Raw genomic sequence first — 15012 nt, 5'->3', positions numbered from 1 at the left:
ACCGCGCCAGTTCGTAGTCGTCTGGCTACTGGTCGATTGGCTTCTCCAACTAATTCTTTGAACAAAAAAAAGAACCGGCACCCCTCAACGGTACCGGCCCAAAACATACCCTGAAATGACACCCGAATTTACCAATAATACGCTGATAATCAAACGTCGAAAGCTGGGAAACATTATGATTCTTCAATACCCGGACGGCAAAACGTTTAGGGAAACACCAGATGGTAGTTGTACCGAGGTACAGTCCGATTTCTTCGATACAGTACGGGGAGCAGGCGGGGTGGACATTGAGCCCTTGATACTCCTCCAAACGGCTCCAGTGCCAACGGAAAGGGGTAGGGCAGAAAGTCATACTGCTCTTGTGTCCAGCCCGGTATCGGATGCAGAAAAAAAACCGACCGAAGAGCAGTTCGACGTTGAGATTAACGGATTTAACCCCGACGACTTCGAACAAAATCAGCCAGCAGCACAATCTCCAGTCCTTGAAATACGAGACGGGGAAATTGCCTACGACCTGTGGCGATGGGAACGAGACCCGAGAACGAAAGAAATGCGGATCGCCGGACTCTATCACACCGGTGTACTAAGTTTTTTGGGTGAACAAGGTTTTGCAAAACGCTACCGGCCCGATGGAAAAAATACAATACTCGTGCGAGGGGACACCGTTATTGAGCCGGTAATTGCAACCGTAATGCGCGATGAAGTTAAAGCCTATATCGAGGCCAATCCTGACCTAATTAAAGAAGGTCCGCTGTCAGCTACCTTTGAAGGCCGTTTAGAGTTGTACAACCGTCAGCATCACCTCATCATCAATTCCACCAGCTTAGAAGGGCTCCGTACACACGACCGTCCCTTGCTCCGGGATGCGCCAGGCATTTGCTATATTCCCTATAAGAACGGCATTGTTCAGATTACGGCTGAGAAGATTACGATACATCCATACAGCATTCTGGACGGTGCTTGCGTCTGGAAATCACAGGTGATAGAGCGAGAGTTTAACCTCAGGGCTGATGGGGAACAATGCCAGTATGCTCGCTTTATCGGTAACGTCACCCGCCAAGAACATGACCGAATGATGGCGTTCCGAACTGCCATTGGCTACCTCCTACATCATTACAATAACCCGACCGAGGGGCAGGCCGTCATTCTATATGATGAGGAGATAACTGATGTTCGTAAGCCCGAGGGCGGTACTGGAAAAGGGGTTTTTGCGAATGCCCTCCGGCAAATCCGCCCCCTTGCCCTGATCGACGGAAAGAAGTTTGACCCCAACGACAAATTTTGTTTTCAAGACGTAGATCAAAGTACGGCGGTTGTCTGGATTGATGACCCTGTTGTAAATCATGCCAAATCCGAGCGACGATTTTCGCTTGAGAGATTCTTCAGTATTCTTACAGAGGGATGGTCTATTGAGAACAAGCGGGAAAAGACGTTTCGCATACCGGCAAAAGAGGGACCAAAATTATTGATAGCCTCTAACGTCGTGATGTCGAACGAAGGTTCTTCTAATGTGCGCCGACAATTTATTCTTGAATTTAGCGACCACTACAAAAAACAGATTCGGGTAGGCAACGAGAAGCCAATAGAGTCTGAGCATGGCGGGGTACTATTCTCTGACAATTGGAGCGTGGACGAATGGCAGCGATTCGACCGCTACATGATCGGCTGTATTCAGCAGTTCTTACAAGATGGATTAACCGCCTACTCCCTGCGCAGCGCGGGGAAGAATCGACTTCGCCAAACCGCAGGGGAAGACTTCTACGAATGGGTCACTACGTACGAAAACACAGGGTTACGAGCTAATACTGAGTATCACCGGGACACGCTGTTCGCCGATTATAAGGCGTTTGCAGGCCTAACGGATTCGGGACATGGTACGCGTGGATTCAGCAACAATATCGTAGCCTACGCCAAAAGCAACGGCTGGAAATTCGAGCGCGGAGCCGACAAACGTAATCAAACCTTTACGCTAATTTCCTAACTCCTTCAGGAATAGGGAATAACGTTTCCTTTATCAGACAGTGTGTGTGAGAGTTCGTTCTATCTCTATATATACCTCTTAATAAAGAAGTACTTATTCCCTATTCCCCCAACCCTTCCGTTATGCCTCAACAGCTACATACAATATCGTTGCTTGAAACAGAGGTTTCCAGCTTCAGAAACCTCAACACGGCAGATAACCCAAAACCCATCCGTCTACTCACTTGGCTCCGGTCTGTGAAGTATCGGGATCGGGTAGAACAGATCAGAACCATTGAAGACAAGAAGCAACGTGACGAGCAAAAGGGACTGTTACCAATAATCACCCCGAGCGGAGTGTTCACGTACCGGGAGGAGTCAAAGTTAGTCCGACATACCGGACTACTTCAGTTCGACATTGATCTGACCGACAACAAGCATATACGAAACTACGTCGATTTGAAAAATCAGATCGCTAAGCTTCCTTTTGTTGCCTACTGTGGTCTATCGACGTCCGGCAAAGGCTATTGGGGTTTGGTTCCAATTGCCAGTCCTAAACGACATGCTCAGCACTTCGATGCCCTCGTGCGCGTGTTCGCCCATTATAAGATCAAGCTTGATACAAGGCCCAGAAATGTAGCTTCGGCGCGTTGCTATTCGCATGATCCCGCTGCATACCTCCCGGAGAAGGTGCAACTGTTTGAACTGTTTGACATACCCAAGCCATCGCCCCGACGCAAGTTTTACCACACGGTCGACGCAGATAAAGACCGCCACCGAGTCGAGATATGTATCGCCGAAATACTACGACGTGGGCAGTATATTGAAACTTACAGAGACTGGTACGAGGTTGGATGTGCCTTTGCCAATAGCTACGGAGAGGGTGGGCGAAACTATTTTCACCATGTCAGCCAGAATTACCCAAAGTACAGTGCAAACGAGACCGACAAACAGTTTTCGGCCTGCCTGAAGGGGAAGTCGAAGGCGACACTAGGTAGTTTCTTCCACTTTTGCGAACGGCTTGGTATTCGCTGGAAAGACCTGTTAGCCGCTCCCATTTCGCCGACGCCACCTCACCGTTTGAAACCAGCGCAACAATTTCCAGAGAGTCCTGTAATTTATCAAGAACCGGAAAGGACGCGGCGCAGGGCTACCAACGTACAGGCTGAAGCGTTCGCGATGGAAAAAGCATTCTGGTCAAAAGACTGGACAAGGCCACCGCTTAAGCTCACAAACAGGCCGGAACCCTTACCTGTTCGTCCCTCATCGAGAACGCAAGGCGATATACAGAAGGCAGTGATCGATATGTTTGGTAAGAACCAACATCTGGCACAACTGGCGAAGTCGTTTGGGGCTGAGCTGGTTGGGGTGCGACGCCTGCCAACAGTTCCTACTGAACCTGTTCCGGGTGTCCCAGCTTCTCTCCAATATATAGCCCAGAAGAACGATGACCTACCTTTTTGACCATGACATGAATGCTAAAGTTGATCGACCCAGTAGCGTTTACAGTGAGGTCTTAGAAAATAGTCTGGGATACTGCTTTATAAAACGGCCAAAGGCCCATAATGCTTTGTCAATATTCCGCGAATCACATGCTGACGCAAGCCGAACATCACCAAAAAAGGCCTGATATTCTTTGTAAGCGTTTAACTTTTGCTTCGTTGTACCTTTTAATTCGCCGATGTCTCCCGTTTGTAGGTAGATGGAGGCTCGGTACACATGCTGATCGAAGATGGGGAACTGACTTGGCTGAATGACATGCATGAGAAAGACTTGCCAAATAGCCGAAATCTTGCCAAATGAATCCGAAAAGGTTTTGGCGTCCCAGTCATCTGCTAGTTGGTTAACAACCTCAAGTTTATCAATAATTTGATTGACACTGCTAACCTTCTTTTCCGATAACTTATCCTCTGTGTTATTCTTCCACTCGAACAAACCGCGTAGGATGACGCTGTCGAACTTAAAAGGCATTTTACGGTCAATTACATAAACGTCATAAGCTTTACTCTTTGACGAGTAATGATACATGCCCTTCCAGTACTCGATGAATGTTTTCCAATCATCGGCCGGCTTACAATCAATAATCCAGGCTTGGGTGGTAGGGAGCATGTATGCTGAATAGGTTTATCATTAATAAATAGAACTCCAACGATCGCTGAGGGCCTCGGCCTGATCCAACACCAGCTTCACGGCCGCATCTGACTTCTCAGGCGGGTACTTATACTTCTGTAAGAGCCGACGAACCAGAATGCGGAGCCGTGCCCGGACGCTTTCCCGTACCTGCCAGTCGACGGTGGTAGAGGCTCGTAACTTCTCGGTCAGTTCGCGGGCCAGGTCTTTCAGCGTGTCGTCGGTCATTTGCCGGACGGCGCTTTCGTCGTTGGCCAGAGCATCGTAGAACGCAATTTCGTCGGGTTTCAGACCGAGGGCCTCTTCCCGAGCGATAGCTGCCTGAAAGTCTTTGGCCATCTGAATCAGCTCTTCAATGACCTGCGCCGACTCGATAGCCCGGTTGTTGTACCGGCGTAGGGCACCCTGCAAACGTTCGCCGTACTTGCGTTCCTGTACAACGTTGTTGCGCGTCTTCGACCGGATGTTGTCCTGCAACAGCTTTTCCAGCAGCTCAACGGCCAGATTTCGGTAAGGCGTCTTGCGAACATCTTCCAGAAACTCGTCGGATAGCAGCCCGATGTTGGGTTTTTCCAGCCCGGCTAGCGCAAAAATGTCGTCGACACCTTCGGCCCGGATGGCATTGTCGAGAATTAGTTTCAGCGCCGAGTGCTTTTCCGCCTGCGTCCGCTTCTGATCGACGGTGGTGTGCTTGCTGATAATGGCTTTGATGGCCGAATAAAAGGCCAACTCGGTACGTAGGGCTTCGGCTTCATCGAGGGTGCCGCAAAGGGCAAAGGCTTTGGTTGCCTTTAAGACCTGATCGAGGAACCGCTTTTTGCCGTTATCCAGCGCCAGTATATGGTTCGCGGCCGGGGCCAACAAGGGCAGCGGATTGGTGGCCAAGTGGCGCAAGTCACAGGGGTTACCATTTACCGGCGTAGCAAACTGCCCACGGATCACGTCGACCGTTTCCAGCAGTTTGGCCAAGGCTTCGTCGGCGAGGTGGGCGGGTTCACCCTTGCCTTTGGCATCGGTATAGAGTTTCAGCGCCTGTTTCAGCTCGGTGGCAATGCCTATGTAGTCGACAACCAGCCCACCCGGTTTGTTGCGGAACACCCGGTTCACGCGGGCAATAGCCTGCATCAGGTTGTGCCCTTTCATGGGCTTGTCGATATACATGGTGTGGCAGGCGGGGGCATCAAAACCCGTCAGCCACATATCGCGCACGATCACCAGCCGCAGCGGGTCGGTCGGGTCTTTGAAGCGTTTTTCGAGCCGCTTTTTCACCGCCTTGCTATAGATGTGTGGGTGCAACAGTTCTGTGTCGGCCGCCGAGCCGGTCATCACAATCTTGAGCTGCCCTTTTTCGGGGTCGTCATCGTGCCAGTCGGGGCGAAGGGCAATCAGGGCATTGTACATGTGGACGCAGATTTCGCGGCTCATGCACACGATCATGCCCTTTCCATCCATCGTGGCCAGTCGGGCCTCGAAGTGCTTCACCAGATCGTTGGCGACTTCCCCAATGCGGGGAGCTGCACCTACCAACTTTTCCAGTTGGCTCCACTCGCTTCTGGTCTTTTCGCGGGCCTCCACATCCTCCTCATCTTCGACTACTTCTTCCACCTTGTCGCTCAGGGCTTCAATGTCAGCCTGATTGATGTCGATTTTGGCCAGTCGCGATTCGTAGTAAATGGGTACAGTAGCCCCGTCGTCTACAGCATCCTGAATGTCGTAGATTGACACGTAATCGCCGAACACGGTGCGGGTATCTCGGTCGCCGGCTTCGATGGGCGTACCCGTAAAGCCAATGAATGTAGCATTGGGCAGGGCATCGCGCAACAGCTTGGCGTACCCCACTTTGTAGCGGCCCGTTTTGGTGTCGAGCCGGGTACCGAAGCCATACTGACTGCGGTGGGCTTCGTCGGAAATCACGACGAGGTTGTAGCGGTCGTTCAGAATCGGGTGACCTTCTTCGCCATCGAGCAGCGAAAACTTCTGAATGGTTGTAAACAGAATGCCACCGGCTTCGCGCTCGGCCAGAAGCTGCCGCAGGGCCTCGCGGTCGTCGGCCTGAACAGGTGTTTGTTTCAGTAGTTCCTGTGCGCCACTGAAGGTCTGGAACAACTGCCCGTCGAGGTCGTTGCGGTCGGTGACGATTAGCAGCGTGGGGTTTTTCATTTCGGGCTGTTGCAGCAGCATACCGGCGTAGCAGCACATGCTGATGCTCTTGCCCGACCCCTGTGTATGCCACACGACCCCGGCCTTGCGGCTCCCCGGCTCGACCAGTTGGCCGTAGGGGGCCCGACGCTCCTGCACGCCCGCATGGGTTGGAGCCTCGGAAGCCAGAATGGTAGCCTGCACAGCTTCGCGCACTGCGTGGAACTGATGATAGGCGGCCATTTTCTTGATAAGCTGCCCCTCGTTGTTCTCAAACAGAATGAAGTAGCGCAGGTATTCGAGCAGGCGGACGGGGGCGAAGAAGCCGCGCACCAGCACGTCGAGTTGCCACTCAACCAGCGGTTTGTCATCTTCGTCTTTGATGGTTCGCCAGGGTAGAAACCGCTCCTGATTGGCCGTCAGTGAGCCCATGCGGGCCTTGAAGCCATCACTCACCACCAGCGCTTCGTTGTAGGCAAACAACTCCGGTATGTCCTTTTTGTAAGTCTGTACCTGATTGTAGGCATCCCAGATGTCGGTGTTCTCGTCGGTGGGGTTTTTTAGTTCGATGAAGGCGATGGGCAAGCCGTTGAGAAAACAAACCAGATCAGGCCGACGTACCCGGTTGTGTCGCCCCTGTACACTGAACTGATTAACTACCCGGAAATCGTTGCGATCAGGGTTGCGAAAATCGGCCAGCAGGGCATGATCCTGCTTGATGTCGTCGCCCACGCGGTATTCGACAGGGACACCATCGAGCAGCAGCCGGTGGAAGGTCCGGTTGTTTTGCCGCAGATCGAGGCTTTCGGGTTTGGCCAGGGTGCCGATCGCCTGCTCAATGGCCGAGGGGGGGAGGTGCGGGTTGAGCCGCACAAGAGCGTCTTGCAACAGGCCGCGCAGCAATACGTCACTGTACGAGGCTCGCAGGGGCGTGGGGCCATCGGGGGCAATGTCGGGGCCGTGTTCCACTGTCCAGCCGGCTTCGGTAAACCACTTGAGACATAGCTGTTCGAGTTGGTCTTCGTTTATCATAATTGAAGTCTTGCTTTCCCCTTCGCACAATCTACCAGTAATTGCATTAGAGCCTCTAAAAGCTGATGGTTTTCATCTTCGCCCACACTGTACCAAATAGGCCGAATTTTAGTATTTAATAATTGTGTCTCTTTAGCTAAAAAAGTTTCATGATTTTTATGTTTTGGTAGGATTGCATAATGATCAGGAATGTTAAACTCTCGTTTGTCTACAATATCTTTAAATAGAGTCATTGTCATATCTTGGCTTAGGCTACAGCCTAGAAAGAGTAAAGAATGACTAATAAAGATTTGTCGTAAAACTTTTGAAAGTGGCTTAGTGTAATCAATTCCATCTTCACCATAAGCATCTTTATATTGATTTTCTGAGAAAATATAAGTCGAGGGGTCGCTTACATCTCCATGTAACTTAAGTATACAACGCTCTCCCTGAATTAGCTTCGGTACAAACTGATTTTGCGACTGTATACCATGCATATAACCTCGAATCGGCTTGAGTTTATCCTGAAACACAGTTTCAATGACACAATCGAAATTTGTTGTAATAATGCAGCCATCTGCTATTTCTGGAAGGAGAGTAACAGGGCCTATTAGTTTAATATTGTCTGTTAACTGAAACTTGTTTCGCACAAACGACTCAATTTGCGTCTGATCTCTTTCATAAATAAGTTGAGCGGCTTCTAAATACTGCCAATTATTAAGGAAGCCTCTTACCAGATCTAAATATGATAGAGCAGGCTGTAAAGCTCGTTCTTCTGAACGAGAGACCCCTTCTAATCTATTGATAAGTTGGCTTATTGCTTCTCCCCAAAGTGGGAAATGGCATGGCTTTGAGAAACCTGCTCCTACAAATGGGGCGATTCGCTTTTTTTTAACTGCTTCTACTAAGTCAGCAAAAACCGACATTTGATCGGATTCGATTAGAAATTCTAGTGTTGCTTTATGTTGCTCTGTGATGATAGATCCCTGCCACCGTTCTAACTCATCTGTATATGCGATTGGATCATGCCAAAATAAGATGTCGCTTATGTCTATCAAATATTCATTTGGCTCGTCTACCTGTGATTTTAAGCCGTAGAACTTTAGGGGTTCTTCACCATTAATTGCATTTTGAAATTCAGCATAACTTGCTCCAAGGGTTTCAAGAAGAGCCACTTTGAATTTTAAAACTGTAGAAGTCAGCCCTTTTAAGTCTCGATTATCCATAGCGATTAACTAGCAAATTCCTTCGAGTTTCGATAAATCAATTTCCCCCGACAACAACTTCGGCAATAACGTATCGCGTAGCGTAGCTGAGATAATTTGCTCTTGTTCATTTTTAGCCATCAGCTTTAGAATAGGTTTATATTGGGTTTCATATAATTCCAAAAGCTCCTTCGAAGGGATAATTAGTTTTAAGTCTTCTAGAACTTGCCTCCTTAATTCTGTCTGACCTGTACTGCCTGCTCCGCTAGATTCGATTTGGGATTCCTTTGTCAAAAAGAATGAAGCTAAATAGCAATAGTTAATCACATGGTTTGCCCTTACAACCGTAACATGAGTATCAATTACAGTCCTCTCCGGCAAATATTTTACGGGCGCTAATCGACCTAATGTTCCAACACCTGTAGAATTTATCAATACATCACCAATCGCAACTTCCCTACCGATTATGCCTCTTTCTTTGTCATCATGACGACGTGCTTCGGAGAAATTAATGGCATGATTTCTAATGCACTTCTGATTAATCACTAATACTCCTCCCTCAATGGCGTATTTTGGAGTAATGCCTCTTCGTATTTCTGTAGTTACTCGACTCAATTCTCTAACCTCCCAACCCTCCGGCACTAAACCTAATTCGGAGTCTACGAGGGCGTCGGGGAAGAGGCTGGCGGTGGTTTCGAGTTGGGCGTAGGCGTCGGGATCGGTGGTTTGCAACGTACCCAGCTCGGCGTCGGTTTTGCCGGAAATGGCCCGCATGGCCGCACGGGTGGGGTCTTCGCCGGTTTCGAGGGCAGCTATCCTGGCCCGCACCGGCTCAAAATCGACAAACCAACTCTTAAACAACGCCTGCGCCATCGCTTCCAACGTCTGGTTGATTTGGCGGTTCAGGGCGATTTTAGTGGTGATTGATTTTAAAGTTTGTCCAATCTTTATTTGCTCATCTATGGGAGGAGCTACCAACAATATTTTGCGTAGCTCACTTTGCTTAATCCCTAATACAGTTGAGCCGGATGCCCTTGCAACAAGTTGGTTTTGTACAAACTCAGACTGCATCAGAAAGAGTAAGTAGTCGTTATCCAGTACGTCACTTTTACCTCGTAGTGTTACTATTCGTTGTGCTAAAGCAACGTATGAATCCTCTATTTGAGCAACTTCGCCAAGAGGAGCTTCAGTTGTAATTACAATATCGCCTTGCTTGGGTAAGCCACGCACCATCCAGCTATCGTAAAGCTCATCAGCTATAAACTCTGTAGGCTGTTCAATACGCCCGTTTTTGACAATTTTAGCTGTGATAAGGGGTACGCCAGAATCAGACTTTATCGGTGTTTTACCTCTATAGTCAATAATAGCCTCCATTGCTTCCTCAAGAAGCAACAACTGCCAGTGTGAAGGAAAACTACCATTCATACCCCAACCCTTTCAAATTCGTTTTAATCTGCATTTCCAACTCGGCGCTTTGGCGAAACTGTTCGGCCAATTGGGCCGTTAGCTCCGTCATTTTGGTGGCAAACGGGATGCCGTCGTCTTCGGCTTCGGTCGCACCCACGTAGCGGCCGGGCGTCAGCACGTAGTCGTGCTTCTGGATGTCGGCGAGCGTTGCGCTATAGCAAAAACCGGGTTGGTCTTCATAGTCAATGCCTTTTTGCCAGTTATGAAAGGTGTCGGCTACGCGTTGGGTGTCGGCCTCGGTAAAGTCGCGGAGCACGCGGTCTTTCATGTAGCCAAGCTGGCGGGCGTCGATAAACAGCACCTCGCCCGTACGGGTACGTTTGTTTCCTCTTGCTTGCTTGTTTTTGGTCAGCAGCCAGATACAAGCCGGTATCTGCGTGTTGGTAAACAACTGCCCGGGCAGGGCCACCATGCACTCCACAAGGTCGGCATCCACCAGCGCCCGGCGTATGTCGCCCTCATTGTTGGTGCTACTGCTCATGGAGCCGTTGCTCAGCAGCAGGGCCATGCTGCCCGTGGGGGCCAGGTGGTAAAGCATGTGCTGCATCCAGCCAAAGTTGGCGTTGCCTTGGGGTGGGGTGCCGTATTGCCAGCGCGGGTCATTTTCGAGTTTGGCGCTCCACCACTCGCGGATGTTGAAAGGCGGGTTGGCCATCACGTAGTCGGCCCGCAGGTCGGGGTGCTGATCGTCGAGGAAGCTGTCGGCGTTGCGCTTGCCAAAGTCGAAGTCGATACCCCGGATGGCCATGTTCATGGCCGCCAGTCGCCAGGTAGTCGGGTTGTACTCCTGCCCATATACGGACACGTCGCCCACCTTGCCGCCATGTTCTTCGATAAACTTCTCGCTTTGCACAAAGAAGCCCCCGGAGCCCATCGCCGGGTCGTAGATACGCCCCCGGAACGGCTCCAGCATGGCCACAATCAACGATACAATGGATTTGGGGGTGAAGTACTGCCCGCCTTTTTTGCCCTCGGCCAGCGCAAATTCGCCCAAAAAGTACTCGTACACGTGGCCCAGAATGTCTTTGGCCCGCAAGTTGAGCTGTTCGCCGTTGTAGATCGGATTATGAAAGCTGGTGTCCGAGAACGAGTTGATCAGCCCAATGAGGGTATCGTTGCCTACCTGATAGCTGCTGATGCGGTTCAATACGCCTTTCAGCTTCGCGTTGGCCGATTCGATCGCGTCAAGCGCGTTATCGATAAGCCAGCTCACCGAGCGCATTTTCTCGGGCTGAAATTTCCCATTTTCGTCGGGGGTGGGCTTATTCCAGGGCAGGTCGGCACCGGTTGGCAACACGGCCCACTGTTTCAGGTTGTCCCAACGAGCCTGCATCGGCACCCAGAACACGTTTTTTTCGATGTAATAGTCGCGCTGTTCGAGTTCGTCCAGAATGGCCTGTTGGTATTCCTCGTCGGAGCTGAAGTCTTCGCGGGGCAGGTAGTAGTCGTCGGTGTCGTTTTTAAACCGGGCGCGTAGTTCCTGCTGGCGCTCATCGAAGGCGTCAGACACGTATTTGAGGAAGATCAGGCCCAGTACGATGTGTTTGTAGTTGGCGGCATCCATCGATGCCCGCAGCCGATCGGCGGCATTCCAGAGCTTTTTGTCGAGGCCGTTATAAAACTGTTGTTCGGTGGTGTTCATACTGTTGTAAAACGTGTCACTAAAGGAGGGTTGCAATTTAACTTTACTATTCGTTTTGGCTGTCAATTTCTCTTTTGCAATCGACAATAAATAGTAGACATGATGGCCTTAGTCTAAGTGTATAAGCCCGTTAATACTAACCGATTTTGCAAAAAGGATATAAATAGTAAGCATGTAATGAGTTAATAAGGGATTCCTTACATAACAGGCAATAACCGAGGGAGGGGGGCACAAAAAAAGACCGTTCGTACCGCCCAGCCCCAGGCTATAGTCCACGACACAGCGAGACGGCTCTAAAATCAATTGATCGTACACAATCCTGAAAATCTAGTAGCTCTTACTTTGCATTGGGATTGCTTGATTACCCCTGCATAGTTAGTAGTTTGCAACCGTCACTTAGGAGTAACCCATACCATTGATATTATATCATTAGAGCTTTGAAGGGCTTAAAAGTCTTCCTCCCAGTTCAGCCCGACGCCGTTCCATTTGCTCCCGGAGCTCTGCTCTGGCTTTGGGGTCGCTTCCTCCTCTGGTTTTTCCTCCCAGTCCCGAGATCGCGTGTCCAACATCCTCTCGTAGCATTCGTTCAAATTCTTCTCAGCTATAACCTTCATGATGTGTAATATTTGTGACAGTAGATTTGTCAGTTAGATTATATAATGTTGGGTCAAGTACGGGTTTAGCACCTGTTTGAGGGAGTTCTTCGCAGATTACTTTTTCAAGCGAAAATCTTTGTCCTGTAAGTTAACTAATAATGGATTCCTTTACCAACTCAGGAAACAGATACTGGGGGGATGTGAAAAATGCACTTTGCTATCAGGGGAAGAGGGGCTATAGTCCCACATGGAGCAATACATTAAATATTACCATCTACCTCATCTGGCTGAAGGTTTTATTAGAAGCAAAAAGTAGCTTTTAGTTTATTCAGGTAACTAGTGTGTATCGGTCTCACAGAGTTCTAAACCTCTACTGTTGCTACAATAGCACATCGAAAAATTTAAATTATTAATTATCAACTAGTAACACCCAGCCTGTATATGCAAAACAACCTCTTTATAGTAGACTCATTATGACAATTAATCGGGTCTGTAGATGCTTTCAGGCAGGTCAACTGAATGCTTTTGCGTAAGCCTACGGCAGAGCCAGAGGATTTTTCAAGTAAATAATATCAATTGCTTGAAATTGTTACTGGTGCTTAATCTATGCTGATATTCTACACAAATAGAAGAAGTGCTTGTTCTACAGTCCACCGTTTCACTACTTGGAGATTTCGGAGATACTGACTGTCCCTTCCACAAGCTGGCGGGCCGTTTTGGTCATGCGTCCGGGAGCATACGAGACGTGCTTCCTGTCGCCCGAGAGCTTGCCATTTGAGAACCTTAAATACTACTTCTATCCTTCTGTTAAATCAAAGGTTATTGAAAATGCGCTCGCTATCGGTCCACTCCGTCTATTGAACACTTCAAATAAGTTGGTGTCTTCAGGCCCTTTGACAACGTAGCCTTCTTTACAAGAAATCAACTGATCAGCAACAAAGTCCTCAAGCCTCCATCCGCCTTCGTTAGAAGGCTCATTGAAAGGTGCTTCTAAAGTATATTTCAGCTCCCCATAAGTCGGTTTGTAACCCTTATTTTCTGTTTCAAAACGCTTGAATAAAACCTTAGCTGGTAAAACTCTCGCACCAACGCTGAAAGATGTGTAGTTAATATCTGCCGTCAAGGGCATATCAATATAATGTGGTATTCTGCATGGATTGTAAAACAAATAGTGAACTGGTATTGTCGTTCTGTTCATGTATTCCCCAATGGCTTTCCATTGTCTGTCTTTCACATTTACTGCACTGTATTTTGAAGATTCAGTAAAGCTTAAAGTTCTCGGCGCGACGATACCCTTGTAGTAATCGTCACTTTCGTGTAAACGCCCAAAACCTATAATGTAGTCAATTTGATTATCTTCGTCTGGATTTATTTCATTAGAATAAAGTCTTTTTGACTGCAAAAGGCATATTTTGGATTTGACCGTTTCCCCATTTTTTCTGAAAATAATTAGTACTCCTATGTCGGCAATCTCCCATCCATTCCAATGACGCATACCCCCTAAATAATGGGTGTCAAACCGCACAAGCCAACTTTTTTCAATCTTCAGAGGAGAAGAGTAATTAGATAAATGTTCAATAAGGCTTGAATCTAAAGATGTCTCCCAAGTTGCCGGATGTTTAGATAGTTTGTTTGAAACCTTCAGGTTACAATCTCTAAAAACCTGCCTGACAAAATTTTTTACGCTTTCTGGTAAGGTCATCGTAGGAAATTATAACAATCTGTAAAAATCAAAAAAAGTATGACTGAAGCTTATTCTGAGCGGCTTAGTTATTAAATTTTGCTCCAACAAGCCTTGAAAGCTGGTATAGCCGAAAAGGTTCTTGTGTTAACCGGAACCTGCCGAATGAGCCAAAAAATCTGCCTTTTAAACCGTGCAGCTTGTCACACAGAGCCGCCTTTGAACTTTTCAAGCTTGACGACTCAGGGGTGTAAACTGTCGCACAGAAGCGCAACTTTGGAGCACTCGCTATTTGGCAACACCCAACGCCCAAGTGTTGATGGTTGAGGACGCTACCTGACTGAACACACGGACTTGCAACCTTTACACATTTGGCTACGTTGGGCTGTCGGCCTCACTTCGGGGCGTGCTGCCTGTCACCCTTCTGGTGACAGCGCCGGGCGGACGGCACTGACACTATTCAGAACTACTTTTAAGTGCCTCAGTCCTTATTTTAACCCCCATTGCTCACAAAGGCTTTTCATAAAGTCTAAGGCTGACTTGTTGTTAGGGCTTACCGAAAGTGCTTTATCAATATGCACAAGTGCTTCCTTCGGTTTTCCTTCCATTAGAACAGCTATAGCATTCATTTGATGTTGTGCTGACAAAGCTTCTAACTCCTCCTGAGTCATTTTACTACCGAACAATTTGTCAAAAAATCCCATGTGATTATTATCTGTTAAATACCTCCAAGCACATCATTTTTGTGCCTTTGAACAACAACTTCCATTTCGTTAATCATCTGTTGGCCTATCTTCTGCTGGTCGAACAAACTTATATTTCTGACATTGTCAAACTGTCTCTCGTGAACAATCTCTTTCTGAAAGTATTTGTACCTCCAAGTAAGTGTTAAATGGCCGCTACTATAGTGAAACTTAATGATTTGATTTTGTCCATCTTCGTAAAGATTAAATTCTCTCTTGTCGAGTGTTGTGACTGAACCTGCACCGTTAAATGCGGCTTGATTGAGCATATTGACAACCACATCAAATTTCTCAGCGAGAGTTTTACCTTGCAAATCTTCATTGTCTTGATTTAAAGACATGAAAAAGCGGAACAAAACAAAAACCACAACCACAATTAAAAACGTCCAGAACATTGATATAAAAGGTTAAACGTGAATCATACACTATCAAAACTGGG

10 protein-coding genes are annotated in these 15012 nt (G+C 48.1%); 2 read left to right on the top strand and 8 right to left on the bottom strand.

Annotated elements, in window-relative coordinates:
• Positions 1–115: 115 nt before the first annotated feature.
• Together F5984_RS06790 and F5984_RS06785 are read left to right on the top strand one after the other, a co-directional pair.
• Positions 116–1981 (top strand): primase-helicase family protein, encoded by a 1866-nt coding sequence (locus F5984_RS06790; RefSeq protein ID WP_152123501.1) that lies wholly within the window; start codon positions 116–118, stop codon positions 1979–1981.
• 122 nt (positions 1982–2103) lie between these two features.
• Positions 2104–3423, top strand: a complete 1320-nt coding sequence (locus F5984_RS06785; RefSeq protein ID WP_152123500.1) for a PriCT-2 domain-containing protein — start codon at positions 2104–2106, stop codon at positions 3421–3423.
• Positions 3424–3462: 39 nt separating this feature from the next.
• Here F5984_RS06785 and F5984_RS06780 read toward each other — a convergent pair whose 3' ends face one another.
• From F5984_RS06780 to F5984_RS06745, 8 genes are all read right to left on the bottom strand, one after another.
• The gene (locus tag F5984_RS06780; protein ID WP_152123499.1) at positions 3463–4068 is read right to left on the bottom strand and encodes a hypothetical protein; all 606 of its coding nucleotides are present in this window, start codon (positions 4066–4068) and stop codon (positions 3463–3465) included.
• Between the two features lie 21 nt (positions 4069–4089).
• Positions 4090–7260, bottom strand: a complete 3171-nt coding sequence (locus F5984_RS06775) for a type I restriction endonuclease subunit R (protein ID WP_221412957.1) — start codon at positions 7258–7260, stop codon at positions 4090–4092.
• Entirely contained in the window at positions 7257–8465 is a 1209-nt protein-coding gene (locus F5984_RS06770) for an SIR2 family protein (protein ID WP_152123498.1), read from the bottom strand. The genes F5984_RS06775 and F5984_RS06770 overlap by 4 nt, the downstream gene beginning before the upstream one ends.
• A 9-nt stretch (positions 8466–8474) precedes the next feature.
• Complete coding sequence (locus F5984_RS06765) at positions 8475–9869, bottom strand: restriction endonuclease subunit S (protein WP_152123497.1); 1395 nt, start codon at positions 9867–9869, stop codon at positions 8475–8477.
• Positions 9859–11553 carry a class I SAM-dependent DNA methyltransferase gene (locus F5984_RS06760; RefSeq protein WP_152123496.1) on the bottom strand — a complete coding sequence of 565 codons (1695 nt, stop codon included), beginning with the start codon at positions 11551–11553 and terminating at the stop codon, positions 9859–9861. Before F5984_RS06760 ends, F5984_RS06765 begins: the two co-directional genes overlap by 11 nt.
• A 1392-nt stretch (positions 11554–12945) precedes the next feature.
• Positions 12946–13851: a hypothetical protein gene (locus F5984_RS06755; RefSeq protein WP_152123495.1), complete on the bottom strand. Its 906-nt coding sequence runs from the start codon at positions 13849–13851 to the stop codon at positions 12946–12948.
• Positions 13852–14318: 467 nt separating this feature from the next.
• Positions 14319–14534, bottom strand: a complete 216-nt coding sequence (locus F5984_RS06750; protein WP_152123494.1) for a hypothetical protein — start codon at positions 14532–14534, stop codon at positions 14319–14321.
• Between the two features lie 14 nt (positions 14535–14548).
• Positions 14549–14968, bottom strand: a complete 420-nt coding sequence (locus F5984_RS06745) for a hypothetical protein (protein ID WP_152123493.1) — start codon at positions 14966–14968, stop codon at positions 14549–14551.
• Positions 14969–15012: the final 44 nt, after the last annotated feature.

The sequence above is a fragment of the Rudanella paleaurantiibacter genome, from assembly GCF_009184635.1.
Lineage (GTDB): Bacteria > Bacteroidota > Bacteroidia > Cytophagales > Spirosomataceae > Rudanella > Rudanella paleaurantiibacter.
This window is presented reverse-complemented; position numbering and strand designations above follow the sequence as displayed.